The sequence below is a fragment of the Vibrio gazogenes genome, assembly GCF_023920225.1.
In the GTDB taxonomy this organism is placed as follows: domain Bacteria; phylum Pseudomonadota; class Gammaproteobacteria; order Enterobacterales; family Vibrionaceae; genus Vibrio; species Vibrio gazogenes.
In genome coordinates, this window is sequence record NZ_CP092587.1 from 537,996 (window position 1) to 554,589 (window position 16,594).

A 16,594-nucleotide genomic window follows, 5' to 3' on the forward strand; every position below is an offset into this window, starting at 1 on the left:
GTTTTTATGACTATTAATCTTGTAGAATTAAAAAAAATATCAGAAATGTCAAAAGAAGAGTTAAGTGTATATGATAAGTTTCCATCAAATCTTACTCGGGGATTATTGCTAACAAAATGTTCTGCTGGGCCTCATTTGGCATTAGGTGGTGCTTTAACTCAAGGATACTTAAATGATTATGAAAGAGAAATAATTGTTCTTAGAGTGGCAAAACTAGTGAATAGTGACTTTGAGAGAATTATTCATTATCCTTTAGCAATTAAAGCTGGGTTGACTGAGAAAGAAATAGATGATATTGAGAATGCTAATTATAGCAATATGTCAGAAAATAGAGTGTCAATGTTGAAATATATTACTGAATGTATTTTACAAGGTTCTGCATCAGTTGAATCATTTAAAGAATTAAATAAGTATTATACTCAGGGAGAGATTGCAGATGCAACACATCTTGCTGGTCACTGTTGGATGACTGCAATGTATTTATCCAGTTTAAATATTCCACTTGATGAAACTGAAACATCATGGGATAAACTTACAGAACTCAACAATTAAGGGATATTGTGCAATATAATAATATAGGAAACTCAGGACTTAAAGTTTCACGCCTTGGGCTGGGCTGTATGTCATTTGGAGATAATCAACGAGGAAGTCATAGTTGGACTCTTGATGAGAGAGAGAGTCGAGAGATCTTATTAAAAGCTTTTGATTTAGGTATAAACTATTTTGATACTGCTAATATCTATTCTTTAGGAAGTAGTGAAGAAATATTAGGTAATATTATAAATAAATATCTTCTTAGAGAAGATATTGTCATATCAACAAAAGTATATGAAAAGATAACTGATTCGCCTCTTTCTGGAGGTTTATCCCGAAAAGAACTATTCTACCAAATTGATCAAAGTTTAAAGAGGTTGAAAACTGATTATATTGATCTTTATGTTATTCATCGTTGGGATCCATACACTCCTATTGAAGAAACAATGGAAGCATTAAATGATCTGATAAAATTAGGAAAAGTAAGATATATTGGTGCGTCATCAATGAGAGCTTGGCAATTTATAAAGGCTCAATATGTATCTAAAATGAATGGTTGGTCTCAATTTATTAGTATGCAGAGTCATTACAATCTTATTAGTAGAGAAGAAGAAAGAGAAATGATTCCATTTTGTGAGTCAGAAGGATTTGGCTTTACTCCATGGAGTCCATTAGCAAGAGGAAAACTGGCTAGTAATAATATTATGGAGGAAAATACTAGTCGTAAAGAAAGTGATAAAGTACAAAAATGGCTCTACGATGAGTCGAGTTCTAATGATAGAACAATTATCTCTACCTTACAAAAAATTTCTACTGAGAAAGGATTAAGTTCAGCACAGGTTTCTCTTGCTTGGCTTTTATCAAAAAAAGTTGTTTCGGCCCCTATTATCGGTTGTACAACGGTTAGACAGCTTGTGGACAATGTTAAGAGTGTAGAATTATCTTTATCACCTGCCGATATTGTAGAGCTTGAGAGCAGTTATCTTCCGCATAATACACCAGAGTTATCTTAGGTTCAATTTAAGGAAATTATGATGTCTAATCAAAGAAAAATTTCTTCTGTTTGTTTTAATCATGAATCTACTGCTTCAGATGTTTTGCAAAATGTAGATGTATCAGGGAAAAGGGTACTTATTACTGGTGGCCATTCTGGACTTGGATTTGAAACAACAAAAGCTTTTAGTAATGCAGGAGCTTTTGTTACTGTTGCTTCAAGAAATACGGAAGAGGCATTGAATAAGTGTAATGATTTAAGAAATGTTGATATTAAAGAGATAGATTTATTTAGTCTTCAATCTGTACATAAATTTTGTGAATTATTAATATCTAATAATACCAATTTTGATTATATTATTTGTAATGCTGGAGTTATGGCTTGTGATTTAATTCGGACAGATAATGATTGGGAGAGTCAATTTGCCACTAATCATTTAGGGCACTTTGTAATGGTTAATCTTCTTATGACGATCCTTAATGACAAGTGTCGTGTTATTGTGGTTTCCTCTGCCGGGCACCATAATTCACCAATTCGCTGGTCAGATATTCATTTTCATAATGGTTATGATAAATGGCTAGCTTATGGGCAATCTAAAACTGCTAATATTCTTTTTGCTTTGCAGCTAGACATATTCGCTAGAGAACGAGGAGTTCGAGCATTCTCACTACATCCAGGAAAAATATTCACTCCTTTACAGCGTCACTTGAATCGGGAAGAGATGGTGTCTGAAGGGTGGATTGATGCAAATGGGAATGCTATTGACCCTACATTTAAATCTCCAGAACAAGGAGCTGCAACTGCTGTTTGGGCTGCTACTAGCCCAGAGTTAGATGATCTCGGTGGACTATATTGTGAAGATTGTAATGTTTCGGTTTTGTTTGATCACAATTGTGAACCATTTACCGGAGTACGCGATTATGCTATCAGTCGCGAAGAAGCTTTAAAATTGTGGGAATATTCAGCGAAAATCACAGGAGTTAATTTCTTTAATTGAAAGATTTGATTCATTGACCACGATGCTGGACTTTCTATGATTAACCTCGCTCGGTTTTAGTGATTACCACGAACTCTGATTCTTCAAAGTTCGTGGTGCTAAGAAACTGTTTTTTATATTTAAAAAAATAGACAATAGGCTACCCGGCTATCGAGATTTTTATTAGATCATATAGCTCAGAGATTGTTTTCTTCATCTTTGCGCTCAGTCCATTACACCCATACTCAAGAATTAGTGGCGCAGCTCTTCTTCGGCGGGAGACGGCTTTGCCGATGTGAGTAACAATCTACGTATCTGGTCAACGGTGGCAATACGATGACTAACAATTCTTTGTCTAGCTCGGTGTAGTGCTTGAATACCCTGCTGCTTTTGATTCTTCTTCGGCTCAGAATAAAAGGCTTAACAAACTGAGGCGCAATTATTTTTACTGAGTGGACAAACTTCTTGGATTCACGCTGCTAATAAAATGCTCCCGTACAAGCTTCAATTGCAATCTGACAAACTGGCAATTATACAATTTCACGCATAATATTATCTCTTTCAAGCCGTTTTGAATATACGACTTTACCAGCCTAATTTAGACCACAAAGCTGAAATACTGCTTTTGCTAAGTCAATTTCGAGATATGTGATAACTATTATATGCCCTCTGATGTTTAATACATCTTCAGTATTAGGTAGAGGTAGACCCTCCATCCCATTAACTGGGAATTGAAGTACGGTGGTATGGATGACTCTGATGTGAAAGGACTTGAGGATGAGAACCGAAAACTCAAACAGATTTTTGCTGATTCTAGCTTTGAGTATTGTATTGTCAAAGATATTAAACTGTAAAGCCAGCGAATAAATAAGCGCTTGTTGAGTATGTTCGCTCACAATTTCGGGTCAGCCTCAGGATGGCTTGCTGCGCAGTTGGTATGAGTGATTCCGTATGTCAATGGCAAACAGACGCTCATTTGGATGATGAGATCATTGTCAAGATACAGTAGGTATTAGAACATTATCCTGTCCACGGTTTTTAGCTATTTAAGGTGCTCAGACAGTAGGGTATCCATGGAATCATAAACGAGCTCACCGTGTGTACTGCACTCTCAAACTGAACATGAGGTGCAAAGAAAAAACGGTTACCAACATGCTCCCACTCCGCTTGCAAGCCTTGAGTGGATAAACCGTTTGTCTATCGACTTTATGAGCAAAACATTAGGTTGTGGCAGATGTTTTCGTACCTTTAATGTGGTTGATAATGTCAATCGCGAAGTTCTGATGATAGACGTGGATTTAAACCTGCCAATACAGAGGACTATTCGGTGATGGAATGGATTATTACTTGGCGAGGGATGTGGATACGGGTCAGAGTTTATCTCAATCACTCTGGCTGGGCTGAAGACAATAAAGTGGAAGTGAAATTTATTCGATAGGGTAAGTCAACAGAGAACTCATATATCGAGCGCTTTAATCGAACTCATCGAACAAGAATTCTGGATATGTATATTTGACATGTTGAATGAAGTTCGAGATTTGACAGAAAATTGGATGAGGTAATATAACGAAGAAAGGCCGTATTACTGGATACTCTCACTCTCTAGGAGTATTTGGAAAGACACTGAAGTTGGGAACATTCTAATTTACCGAGCTATTAAAATTTTAGAGGGTTACTGATTCACTATGAAGCTGAGTTTCAACCTTTCTTCTCGATGAATCTTTAACATTTTCTTATGATTGACGAGCCTTCTTCACGTTTCAATAAGGCATGAATGCACTGATTAACCATAGCGGACGAGTACTTCCACTATTTTTTTAGCCTGATATGGAGAGATAGTTGTGTTAGTAAAGAGAAGAAGTTGTTTATGCTCGCCAGTTATTGGTCAGATCTGCTGAACTTGTCACCTTATGTCACTATGTTTATTAGCAATTATGAATGAATATTGTTGCAAGTATGTTTAATTGTGATGGGTTCTATGATTTGGGTCAAATTTTATCTGGACAGGCAACTTTTGAATATGTTAATTTCTGCACCAGTTGGGAATTGGTATTACCAATTGACTAGATGAAAATATAACAATATAGCAGAACAATAAGTATGGCCTATCAAAGGATTCGTCAGCCGAAACTTGCCGATGTGATAGAGCAAGAATTAGAACGGCTGATTGTGGAAGGAATATTAGCGCCTGGGCAGCAACTTCCTCCAGAGCGAGAACTAGCCCGACAGTTTGATGTATCCCGTCCATCCGTTCGAGAAGCCATTCAGCGGCTTGAAGCGAAGCGTTTGTTGACTCGTCGTCATGGCGGAGGAACGTATGTGACTGCAAGTATTGGGACGAGTTTTTCGGATCCTTTACTCGATTTACTATCTAGCCATTCTGAAACTCAATTAGATTTACTTGAAGCCCGCCATGCTTTGGAAGGGATATCAGCTTATTTTGCAGCTTTGCGTGGCACAGAAGAAGATTTTGTGCGAATTCAGGCCTGTCTGGATAAAATCAGCGAAAAACAAAAAGAAAAAAATATCGCGGAAGAATCATCCAGTGTTGTTGAATTTTTAGTCGCACTGACTGAAGCAGCACACAATGTGGTCTTGCTACATATCGTTCGTAGTTTGGCTCCGCTGCTTGAGCAAAATGTATTACAGAATTTTAAACTATTACACCGCCGCCCTGAAGTGGTGGAGAAAGTGAGTAAGCATAGGGCAAGTATCGTAGATGCTATCGTTTCCGGGGAACCTGAAAAAGCTCGTGAAATGTCGCATTCTCACCTCGCCTATATTGAAGAAACACTGCTGGACCTTACGCGTGAACAGACTCGACGAGAACGTTCATTGCGCCGGATTCAGCAAGGTAATAAGCCTGACTGACTGCCTAGTCAAATGGTCTTAATTACTGATTTGTTTTGATCAAACCAACAAAAGGAAAGATCGCATGTCTGACATGAAGCATGACGTAGATGCACTGGAAACTCAGGAGTGGTTAGAAGCCCTTGAGTCAGTTGTCCGTGAAGAAGGCGTTGAACGTGCTCAGTTTCTCTTAGAAGAAGTTCTGGAGAAAGCACGTATTGATGGCGTCGATATGCCAACAGGTGTTACAACAAACTATATCAATACCATTCCTGCTGATCAGGAGCCTGCCTATCCGGGCGACACAACACTTGAGCGCCGTATCCGGTCAATTATTCGCTGGAACGCAATCATGATTGTTCTTCGTGCTTCGAAGAAAGACTTGGAGTTGGGAGGCCATATGGCTTCATTCCAATCTTCCGCTGCGTTTTATGAAACATGCTTTAACCACTTTTTCCGTGCACCAAACGAAAAAGATGGTGGCGATCTGGTTTATTATCAAGGTCATATCTCTCCGGGAATTTATTCTCGTGCTTTTGTTGAAGGTCGTCTGACTGAAGAGCAACTCGATCACTTCCGTCAAGAAGTTGATGGCAAAGGGATTCCATCTTATCCGCACCCTAAATTGATGCCTGAATTCTGGCAGTTCCCAACGGTATCAATGGGCCTTGGACCGATCTCTGCAATTTATCAGGCGCGTTTCCTGAAATATCTTGACGGCCGAGGCTTAAAAGATACGTCTGAACAGCGTGTTTATGCCTTCCTTGGTGATGGTGAAATGGACGAGCCGGAATCTCGTGGTGCAATCTCTTTTGCCGCGCGTGAAAAGCTGGATAACCTCTGTTTCCTAATCAACTGTAACCTGCAACGTCTGGATGGACCGGTTATGGGTAACGGTAAAATCATTCAGGAACTGGAAGGTCTCTTCCGCGGTGCCGGCTGGAATGTCGTGAAAGTGCTTTGGGGCAACAACTGGGATTCTCTGTTGGCAAAAGACACTTCTGGCAAACTATTGCAGTTGATGAATGAAACCATTGACGGCGACTACCAGACATTCAAGTCAAAAGATGGTGCTTATGTTCGTGAGCATTTCTTCGGTAAATATCCTGAAACAGCAGCACTGGTTGCTGATATGACCGATGATGAAATCTTTGCCCTGAAACGTGGTGGTCACGATACATCGAAGTTATTTGCTGCATTTAAAAATGCTCAGGATACTAAAGGTCGTCCAACCGTGATTCTTGCTAAGACCGTAAAAGGTTATGGCATGGGTGATGCGGCTGAAGGGAAAAACATTGCGCACCAAGTGAAGAAGATGGATATGACCCATGTTCTGAAAATGCGTGATCGTTTAGGCCTACAAGATCTGATTTCAGATGAAGCGGTGAAATCTTTGCCTTATCTGAAACTGGAAGAAGGTTCAAAAGAGTATGAATACCTACATGCTCGCCGTAAAGCATTGCATGGTTATACACCACAACGTTTGCCGAAGTTTACCCAAGAATTGGTGACGCCAACGCTGGATGAATTCAAGCCGCTGCTGGAAGAACAGAAACGTGATATTTCTTCGACAATGGCGTTTGTTCGTACGCTGAATATTCTGCTGAAAGATAAAAGTATCGGTAAGCATATTGTGCCGATCATTGCCGATGAAGCGCGTACGTTCGGGATGGAAGGTCTGTTCCGTCAAATTGGTATCTATAACCCACAAGGCCAGACATATACGCCGGAAGACCGGAGTGTGGTTTCTTATTATAAAGAAGATACTTCAGGTCAGGTATTACAAGAAGGGATCAACGAGCTGGGTGCGATGTCATCTTGGGTTGCAGCTGCAACATCATACAGCACCAATGACTTACCGATGATTCCGTTCTACATCTATTACTCCATGTTCGGTTTCCAACGTATTGGTGATATGGCATGGATGGCTGGCGACCAACAAGCACGTGGTTTCTTGTTAGGTGGAACTGCCGGACGGACAACGCTAAACGGTGAAGGTCTGCAACACGAAGATGGTCACAGCCATATTCAGGCTAGCACGATTCCAAACTGTGTTTCTTATGACCCGACATTTGCTTATGAAGTGGCGGTCATCATTCAAGATGGTATCCGTCGTATGTATGGTGAACAAGAAAACGTTTACTACTACCTGACGCTGATGAACGAAAACTATGCGATGCCTGCAATGCCAGAAGGTGCAGAAGAAGGCATTCGTAAAGGGATCTATAAGCTGGAAACGCATGCAGGTAATAAAGGCAAAGTTCAGTTGATGGGTTCTGGCACGATCATGAATGAAGTCCGTAAAGCGGCTGTGATTCTAAGTGAAGAATATAGCGTTGCTTCTGATGTTTTCTCCGTCACTTCATTTAATGAGCTGACGCGTGATGGTCAGATATGTGAGCGTATCAACATGCTTCACCCTGAAGCTGAAGAGAAAGTACCTTATATCCGTACTGTCATGGGTTCTGAGCCTGCTATCGCGGCAACAGACTACATGAAAAATTATGCCGAACAAGTTCGCGCTTATGTGCCTGCTGAATCTTATAAAGTGCTGGGGACTGATGGTTTCGGTCGCTCTGACAGCCGCGAAAACTTGCGTCGTCACTTTGAAGTGAATGCAGGTTATGTCGTAGTCGCAGCATTGAATGAACTGGCAAAACGAGGCGATATCGAGAAATCTGTTGTGACAGCAGCGATTAAGAAGTTCGATATTGATACAGAAAAAACAAATCCGCTATACGCTTAATTGAGGTAGAAAAACAATGACAATCGAAGTTAATGTACCAGATATCGGTACGGATGAGGTTGAAGTCACTGAGATTCTTGTAAGCGTTGGTGACAAAGTTGAAGAAGAGCAATCCCTGCTGACCGTTGAAGGTGATAAGGCCTCAATGGAAGTACCGGCGCCATTTGCAGGTACCATCAAAGAGATCAAGATTAAAGAAGGCGACAAAGTGTCAACCGATTCTCTGATCATGATTTTTGAAGATGAAGGTGCAGCATCAACTGCAGCACCGGCCGCTGAAGCGAAATCTGAAGCGCCAGCTCCAGCCGCATCAACAGCAAGCACGGAAACGAAAGAAGTTGTTGTTCCGGATATCGGTGGTGATGAAGTTGAAGTGACTGAAATCATGGTTGCTGTCGGTGATCAGGTTGAAGAAGAGCAATCTTTGCTGACTGTTGAAGGTGATAAGGCTTCAATGGAAGTACCTGCACCATTTGCAGGTACCATCAAAGAGATCAAAATTAAAGAAGGTGACAAAGTGTCAACCAGCTCTCTGATTATGATCTTTGAAGTTGCGGGTTCAGGTACTGCACCGGCCGCCGCTTCTGATGAGTCGGCACCTGCTGCTTCAACTGGATCTGCGTCTAAAGACGTGCATGTCCCTGATATCGGTGGCGATGAAGTTGAAGTGACTGAAATCATGGTTGCTGTGGGTGATTCGGTGACTGAAGAGCAGTCGTTGATCACTGTTGAAGGTGATAAAGCGTCAATGGAAGTGCCTGCGCCATTTGCTGGTACGGTCAAAGAAATCAAGATCAAAGAAGGCGACAAAGTGTCAACAGCATCTTTGATCATGGTCTTTGAAGTTGCCGGAGCGGCACCTGCTGCTGCGCCTGCAAAATCAGAGTCTGCGCCTGCTGCACCAAAAGCAGATGCTGGCAAACCAGCTACTGCTAGCGCTACACCTGCAACGGGGGATTTCCAGGAAAATAACGAATATGCCCATGCTTCTCCGGTTGTTCGTCGTCTGGCGCGTGAGTTTGGTGTTAACTTGGCAAAAGTCAAAGGAACGGGTCGTAAGAGTCGTATCCTGAAAGAAGATGTACAGAACTTTGTCAAAGAAGCATTGAAACGTCTTGAGTCGGGTGCTGCTTCTGGTCAAGGTGACGGTAGTGCACTTGGACTACTGCCATGGCCGAAAGTGGACTTCAGCAAGTTTGGTGAAACTGAAGTTAAACCATTGTCTCGGATTAAGAAAATCTCCGGTGCTAACCTTGCCCGTAACTGGGTGATGATCCCGCACGTCACACAGTGGGATAATGCTGATATCACTGAGCTTGAAGCATTCCGTAAAGAACAGAATGCGATTGAAGCGAAGAAAGATACCGGTATGAAGATCACGCCACTGGTTTTCATTATGAAAGCCGCGGCCAAAGCACTTGAAGCTTTCCCATCATTCAACGCTTCTCTGTCTGAAGACGGTGAAAGCTTGATTCTGAAGAAATACGTGAATATCGGCATTGCCGTCGATACGCCGAATGGCTTAGTCGTCCCTGTATTCAAAGATGTGAATAAGAAAGGTATTTACGAGCTTTCAGAAGAGTTGATGGCAGTTTCTAAGAAAGCCCGTGCAGGTAAATTGACAGCATCAGATATGCAAGGTGGTTGTTTTACAATTTCTAGCCTTGGTGGTATCGGTGGCACTGCATTTACACCAATCGTAAATGCCCCTGAAGTCGCAATTCTGGGTGTGTCTAAGTCAGAAATGAAACCGGTCTGGAATGGCAAGGACTTTGTTCCTCGTCTGCAACTTCCGTTGTCTCTCTCCTACGATCACCGTGTGATCGATGGGGCTGAAGGGGCTCGTTTCATTAGTTATCTGAATGGTTGCATGAGCGACATCCGTCGTCTGGTACTGTAATCATCGTGAAATGATAAGGCGGCTGAATAGCCGCCTTAATCAATAGAATCAAAGGGCAATTTGAACCGGAATGTTATTCTCGGGTTTTAATTGTTGACTGGCTCACAGGCTTTGGGGTTTATCTTTTCATATCATTAACATCTCTGTAAACTGGATTGGTTTTAGGATTCACTCCTCACATGTTTTAGACGTATGTTTTTGAAGCCCCGTTAGCCTGTAAGGGATAATGACTACAAGAGGTCAAAATGAGCAAAGAAATCAAAACCCAGGTGGTTGTGCTAGGTGCAGGTCCTGCTGGTTACTCCGCTGCTTTCCGTTGTGCCGACTTAGGTCTGGATACTGTAATTATTGAGCGTTACAACACCCTCGGTGGTGTATGTTTGAATGTCGGTTGTATTCCATCTAAAGCACTGTTGCACGTTGCGAAAGTAATTGAAGAAGCGAAAGCATTATCAGAACACGGCATCGTGTTTGGCGAACCGTCAACAGACATCGACAAAATTCGCCTGTGGAAAGAAAAAGTAATCAATCAGTTGACTGGCGGTCTGAGCGGTATGGCGAAGATGCGTAAAGTCAACGTCGTCAATGGTTTTGGTAAGTTTACGGGTCCAAATAGCATCGAAGTTGAAGGTGAAGATGGCAAAACGGTCATTAACTTCGACAACGCGATTATTGCTGCGGGTTCTCGTCCGATTGAATTACCATTTATTCCGCATGAAGATCCACGAATTTGGGATTCAACCGACGCGCTGGAATTAAAAGAAGTGCCGAAGAAAATGCTGATCATGGGTGGCGGGATTATCGGTCTCGAAATGGGAACGGTTTATCATGCACTCGGTTCACAGATTGATGTTGTTGAAATGTTCGATCAGGTGATTCCTGCGGCAGATAAAGATGTCGTAAAAGTGTTCACCAAACGCATCAAAGACAAGTTCAGCCTGATGCTGGAAACCAAAGTAACAGCGGTTGAAGCGAAAGAAGATGGTATCTACGTTTCAATGGAAGGCAAAAATGCCCCGGCAGAAGCAGAACGTTATGATGCAGTACTGGTTGCCATCGGTCGGACACCAAACGGTAAAATGCTCGATGCTGAGAAAGCTGGTGTGGAAGTTGATGAGCGCGGCTTTATCAATGTTGATAAACAAATGCGTACCAATATTCCTCATCTTTTTGCGATCGGTGATATTGTCGGTCAGCCAATGCTGGCACACAAAGGTGTTCATGAAGGACACGTTGCCGCTGAGGTGATTGCCGGTAAGAAACATTACTTTGATCCGAAAGTTATTCCATCAATTGCATATACTGAGCCTGAAGTTGCATGGGTTGGTAAAACAGAGAAAGAAGCGAAAGCTGAAGGGATCAATTACGAGGTGTCAACTTTCCCTTGGGCTGCATCTGGTCGCGCCATTGCGTCTGACTGCTCTGACGGTATGACGAAGATGATCTTCGATAAAGACACGCACCGTGTTATTGGTGGTGCGATTGTTGGTACCAACGGTGGTGAGTTGCTCGGTGAAATTGGTCTGGCAATTGAAATGGGTTGTGATGCTGAAGATTTGGCGTTAACGATTCATGCTCACCCAACGCTTCATGAGTCTGTTGGTCTGGCTGCTGAAGTGTTTGAAGGCACCATTACGGATTTGCCAAACGCAAAAGCGAAAAAGAAATAATGGGCTGAACCCCTTCAATAAAAAACCGCTGTCATGACAGCGGTTTTTTTATCTCTGAAATCTCTTACTGGAATGAACACGTTTTCCAGTCGAACACAAAGAGAAGCGATTTCTGGATAATCAGTTAAGCCCGACGGTTGTTATAAATGCATAACATGTCCAAGTAGCTGTTCACGAGATCATCGATCTCTTTTTGATCTTGTAAACGGTTCACTTGTACAAACAGGGAATAGAAAATTCCGAGGAACAGCGTGACTAAATGTTCAGGATCATAATGATCGCTGACATCGCCGCGTTCGATTGCATTGGTAAACATATTTTTTACCAACAGACGGTTTGTATGGTTGGTCGATACGAATAACGGCCAGACTTCGTCGCGGGTCGATGCACTCCATTCAAACCACACTTTCAGCCAATGACAATCTTCAAAGACCAGTTTTGTCATTTTATGTGTCAGATGATAGAGATTATCTTTGATATAACTATCGACATCGATGTTGTCTGCGAGGAAGTTTGAGAACTGGTGAACGACGTGAGTGAGAACATCATCAACTAAATCCTCACGAGTTGGGAAATAGTTAAATACAGTTGCGACAGATACCTGAGCAATTTCAGCGATATCTGCATGTCCACCACGTCCGATACCCCGTTTGGCGAAGACTTCAAGCGCAATTTCCATCAGCTGAAGTTTACGTTTCTGAGGTGATAATCGTGTACGAGGGCGTTTTTCTATTGAAGCGTCCATAGTTTTTTTCCTTGCCAATTACGTTGAATGAATATGTGTTCTAATGATTATTTTATTATTTTGTGTTCGATATATGAGTGTAATGGTGCATATGTGTCAGGTCAATTCTTTATATAAAGTTTTTGTGCAGTGCCTCAAGTATCATTTGTGACAGAATATGAATCATATTAAGTGATAATTACCGTGAAATTATGTCTTTATTTTATAGATGAATTTTATTCATCCAGAAGCCGGGCGGATCGGTGTGACATTTTTTCGCTGCGTATAGCGTAAGTCTAGACCGTCCTGTCAGGTTTGTTTAACTCTGATCTGAGAGGTGGTACTATACGCCCCCTTCATTGACAGGCTTATCATTCAAATAATGCCGGATTCAGTGAGACAAGACGCATTCATTTAAAAGCCATACCAAAGCAATGAGATTCTTATGAAGCATACCGTTGAAGTCATGATATCTGAGCAGGACGTCCAGAAACGTGTACAAGCCCTAGGGAAGGAAATTACCGAATATTATCAGCATAGCGAAGAGTTGGTTCTCGTGGGATTACTCCGCGGATCATTCGTTTTTATGGCTGATTTAGCCCGAGCGATTCAACTGACGCATCAAGTCGATTTTATGACGGCTTCCAGTTATGGGAACGAAATGGAGAGTTCACGAGATGTTCGTATCCTGAAAGATCTCGATGATGACATTAAAGGGAAAGATGTATTGTTGATTGAGGATATTATCGATACCGGCAATACCTTAAATAAAGTGAAAGAGATCCTGTCGCTTCGCGAACCACGTTCGATTCGTATCTGTACATTGCTGGATAAGCCTTCTCGCAGAGAAGTGCCGGTTGATGTGGCATGGATTGGCTTTGAAATTCCGGATGAGTTTGTTGTCGGTGTCGGTATTGATTATGCGCAGAAGTATCGTCACCTGCCTTATATTGGTCGGGTCATAATGCAAGAGTCATAAGATTTTCCCGGACAAGGATCAACATGATCTTTGTGAAAATAAGAGCCCGTTAGGGCTTTTATTTTTATCCGGGCGATGAATGACAAGAATGGGTCGCTCAGCGACAGAGTAACTCGTAGTCTGGATTGAGAATTTCTTCCATCGCTTGATGGTAGCTATCTTCAACCGTTTGTGGTGAGTTACAGCGAACGCCTAAGTATTCTAGCTTTCCGTCTTCGATGCCGTAGACCACACCGTGTAGTTCGATCTGTTGTCCTCGCTCCCAAGCGCCTTGAAGGATGGTCGAGTTACCCAAGTTATAAACCTGTTCTGCGACATTGATTTCAACCAGCTTATCGGCACGGTTTTGCTCCGGCATCTTATCAAGGTAAGTGCGGTGTTTGCAGTAAACGTCGTGAATATGGAGTAACCAGTTATTAATCAGGCCGAGCTTCGGCGTATCGATTGCGGCATTCACGCCACCACAGTGATAGTGTCCACAAATGATGACATGCTTCACTTTGAGCACATCGACAGCATACTGGACAACAGAGAGGCAATTCAGGTCGGTATGAATAACTAAGTTGGCAACGTTACGGTGAACAAACAATTCTCCGGAATGAAGTCCGGTCAGACGTTCTGCCGGTACGCGGCTATCGGAACAGCCAATCCAGAGAAAATCCGGGTTCTGGCCTTCTGCCAGTTTACTGAAATATTCGGGATTCTCCGCTTTAATCGATTGAGTCCATTTCGCATTGTTTTCGAATAGTGTTTTTATCTGGGGCATCTTACTTTCCTTATCAGCAATGGGATGTATTCCCACAGCCTAAAGATCATCAATCTGATTGTTCGGTAGGCTTGACTGAGAATCAATATACACAATCTGGTGGCGAATATATTACTTTTTTCACTCATCTGATCAGATATGCTAAGTGTAGGAAACAAATCGGTGATAAAATCACCAACTTTGAAGGGCTCAGACAAAATATAGAGTCGTGGCGGGGGGAACTGTGCATTTTCACCGTAAATACCCTCATTTAAATCCGGTTTTTTTGAGTTTTAGCGACAAGTTTTCTATTTCATTTTTCTGATGTAAGGTTGAATCTGATAGATTGAACCTCCATATGGAAATTATTCGTCTACTTGCATCCCTATCATCAGTTGCTGCTTCAGCAGACGATGTCAATGACACAGGATCTTATTTAATATGAATGCATTAGAACTAACCGATTTACGTAAAACGTATGCCGGTGGATTTGAAGCACTGAAAGGCCTCAATCTGACGGTGAGAAAAGGGGACTTTTACGCCTTACTGGGGCCGAATGGTGCCGGGAAGTCAACCACAATCGGTATTATTTCCTCACTTGTCAATAAAACTTCGGGAAAGGTAGCCGTCTTTGACCATGATTTGGACCAAGAAATGGAACTGGCGAAGCTTTCTTTGGGATTAGTGCCGCAGGAGTTTAACTTCAACCAGTTTGAAACGGTTGAGCAAATAGTCATTCAACAAGCAGGATATTATGGTGTGCCGCGTGCCCAAGCCAAAGAGCGGGCGAAGAAATATCTGACTCAGCTCGACTTATGGGGAAAGCGGAAAGAGCGCTCCAGAAATCTCTCCGGCGGGATGAAACGTCGTTTGATGATTGCCCGGGCTTTAATGCATGAACCTCAGTTATTGATTCTCGATGAACCAACTGCTGGTGTTGATATTGAATTGCGCCGCTCGATGTGGGATTTCCTTCAGCAGCTAAATCGGCAAGGCATTACCATTATTCTGACGACACATTATCTGGAAGAAGCAGAAATGCTGTGCCGTAATATCGGGATTATTCACGGTGGTGAGTTGATTGAGAATACGTCGATGAAAGCGTTACTCGGTCAGCTTAAGGTGGAGACTTTTATTCTGGATATTGCACCAACGGTAACCGATATCCCACAACTGACGGATGTGCTCAGTCAGAAAAATATTGATGGTTCTCTGGAGATTGAAATCGAAAAAACACGAGGCTTGAACCATGTTTTTCGTCAGTTAAGTGAGCATGGCATTCCGGTTCTGTCGATGCGGAATAAAGCCAACCGACTGGAAGAATTGTTTGTCCGTATCGTCAACGAATCGACAACGGGTGGACACACTGCCGTCAATCATAATGCGGATACCACAGATCACGAGCACGAGACGTCAACGAACTAAAATGAGAGGAAGCATGTACAAGCTTTATTGGACCGCCTTTTGCAGTCTGCTGGGGAAAGAAGTGGTCCGTTTTTCCCGTATCTGGGTGCAAACCCTCGTACCACCAGCGATTACGATGACACTCTATTTTATTATTTTCGGTAATTTGATTGGTTCCCGCATCGGAATGATGCATGGTGTCAGTTATATGGCCTACATTGTCCCCGGCCTGATTATGATGTCGGTGATTACCAACTCTTACTCCAATGTCGCCTCCTCGTTTTTTAGTGCCAAAATGCATAAGAATATTGAAGAGCTGCTGGTTGCTCCGGTACCGACTTACATCATCATCGGTGGTTATGTGATGGGGGGCGTTACCCGAGGACTATGTGTCGGGGTAATGGTGACATTGGTGTCACTGTTTTTTGTCGATCTTCAGGTTGAACACTGGGGCATTATTGTCGTGACCGTTTTCCTGACATCGGTTGTGTTCTCTCTTGGTGGGTTTATCAATGCCATTTATGCGAAAAGTTTTGATGACATTTCGATCGTTCCGACGTTCATCCTGACACCGCTGACTTATCTGGGTGGTGTTTTCTACTCATTATCACTGTTGCCTGAATTTTGGCAGTATGTGTCGAAGGTCAACCCTATCGTTTATATGGTCAATGCATTTCGTTATGGATTTCTGGGGATTTCCGATGTGAGTATTCAGGCATCGTTTTCAGTGTTAGGGATCTTCATTGTGGTGCTGTATTCATTGTCTTACATGCTGGTGAAAAAGGGCATCGGTCTGAGAACGTAATTCATTGATTCGCTCGGTCATTCAAGAACGAAGACGATTCGAACAACAGGGCGCACCGGTGACGGTGCTCCCTGTTGTTTTATATGAACATTATCTGATAAAGATGCGCGTTATAGAAAAGGCCATGACGTGAATAATACGCTCAGGATAAGTAGCAAGCTCATTCTGATAAAGAACAGAACAGATTTTAGATTAGACATTTCATTTTTCCTCAGAACATCAATATCGTCATTGTATTTATTCTTCTATTTTATCTGATCAATCCAT

Annotated in this window: 12 protein-coding genes and 1 pseudogene; 10 read left to right on the top strand and 3 right to left on the bottom strand. The window is 42.3% G+C overall.

The genetic code is table 11. The features are described 5' to 3' along the window. Positions 1-6: 6 nt before the first annotated feature. Genes MKS89_RS02500 through MKS89_RS02510 form a run of 3 tightly spaced genes read left to right on the top strand, consistent with a single transcriptional unit; the run spans position 7 to position 2,525 of the window. Entirely contained in the window at positions 7-552 is a 546-nt protein-coding gene (locus MKS89_RS02500) for a carboxymuconolactone decarboxylase family protein (protein WP_072960064.1), read from the top strand. 8 nt (positions 553-560) lie between these two features. Further along, positions 561-1,547 (top strand): aldo/keto reductase, encoded by a 987-nt coding sequence (locus MKS89_RS02505; RefSeq protein WP_072960062.1) that lies wholly within the window; start codon positions 561-563, stop codon positions 1,545-1,547. 18 nt (positions 1,548-1,565) lie between these two features. Continuing rightward, the gene (locus MKS89_RS02510; protein WP_072960059.1) at positions 1,566-2,525 is read left to right on the top strand and encodes an oxidoreductase; all 960 of its coding nucleotides are present in this window, start codon (positions 1,566-1,568) and stop codon (positions 2,523-2,525) included. A 163-nt stretch (positions 2,526-2,688) separates the two neighbouring features. Here MKS89_RS02510 and MKS89_RS02515 read toward each other — a convergent pair. Next, positions 2,689-3,163: pseudogene (locus MKS89_RS02515) on the bottom strand (transposase); the annotation flags it as partial. Between the two features lie 1,441 nt (positions 3,164-4,604). On the opposite strand from MKS89_RS02515, the gene pdhR reads away from it, so the two are divergent. The 4 genes from pdhR (at position 4,605) to lpdA (ending at position 11,670) form a co-directional block, all read left to right on the top strand. Further along, on the top strand, positions 4,605-5,375 hold the full coding sequence (gene pdhR / locus MKS89_RS02520; RefSeq protein WP_072960057.1) for a pyruvate dehydrogenase complex transcriptional repressor PdhR: 771 nt from the start codon (positions 4,605-4,607) through the stop codon (positions 5,373-5,375). A 64-nt stretch (positions 5,376-5,439) separates the two neighbouring features. Further along, positions 5,440-8,100, top strand: a complete 2,661-nt coding sequence (gene aceE, locus MKS89_RS02525; protein WP_072960054.1) for a pyruvate dehydrogenase (acetyl-transferring), homodimeric type — start codon at positions 5,440-5,442, stop codon at positions 8,098-8,100. 16 nt (positions 8,101-8,116) lie between these two features. After that, positions 8,117-10,000 (top strand): pyruvate dehydrogenase complex dihydrolipoyllysine-residue acetyltransferase, encoded by a 1,884-nt coding sequence (gene aceF, locus MKS89_RS02530; protein WP_072960052.1) that lies wholly within the window; start codon positions 8,117-8,119, stop codon positions 9,998-10,000. Positions 10,001-10,245: 245 nt separating this feature from the next. Continuing rightward, on the top strand, positions 10,246-11,670 hold the full coding sequence (gene lpdA, locus MKS89_RS02535) for a dihydrolipoyl dehydrogenase (RefSeq protein WP_072960050.1): 1,425 nt from the start codon (positions 10,246-10,248) through the stop codon (positions 11,668-11,670). Positions 11,671-11,794: 124 nt separating this feature from the next. Here lpdA and MKS89_RS02540 read toward each other — a convergent pair whose 3' ends face one another. Then, on the bottom strand, positions 11,795-12,415 hold the full coding sequence (locus tag MKS89_RS02540; protein WP_021020566.1) for a LuxR/HapR/OpaR family quorum-sensing transcriptional regulator: 621 nt from the start codon (positions 12,413-12,415) through the stop codon (positions 11,795-11,797). A 424-nt stretch (positions 12,416-12,839) separates the two neighbouring features. On the opposite strand from MKS89_RS02540, the gene hpt reads away from it, so the two are divergent. Next, positions 12,840-13,373, top strand: a complete 534-nt coding sequence (hpt, locus tag MKS89_RS02545) for a hypoxanthine phosphoribosyltransferase (protein ID WP_072960047.1) — start codon at positions 12,840-12,842, stop codon at positions 13,371-13,373. Between the two features lie 97 nt (positions 13,374-13,470). Here hpt and can read toward each other — a convergent pair whose 3' ends face one another. Beyond that, complete coding sequence (gene can, locus MKS89_RS02550) at positions 13,471-14,139, bottom strand: carbonate dehydratase (RefSeq protein ID WP_072960044.1); 669 nt, start codon at positions 14,137-14,139, stop codon at positions 13,471-13,473. Between the two features lie 420 nt (positions 14,140-14,559). On the opposite strand from can, the gene MKS89_RS02555 reads away from it, so the two are divergent. Continuing rightward, positions 14,560-15,543: an ABC transporter ATP-binding protein gene (locus MKS89_RS02555; RefSeq protein ID WP_072960041.1), complete on the top strand. Its 984-nt coding sequence runs from the start codon at positions 14,560-14,562 to the stop codon at positions 15,541-15,543. A 13-nt stretch (positions 15,544-15,556) separates the two neighbouring features. Next, complete coding sequence (locus MKS89_RS02560) at positions 15,557-16,327, top strand: ABC transporter permease (RefSeq protein WP_072960039.1); 771 nt, start codon at positions 15,557-15,559, stop codon at positions 16,325-16,327. Positions 16,328-16,594: the final 267 nt, after the last annotated feature.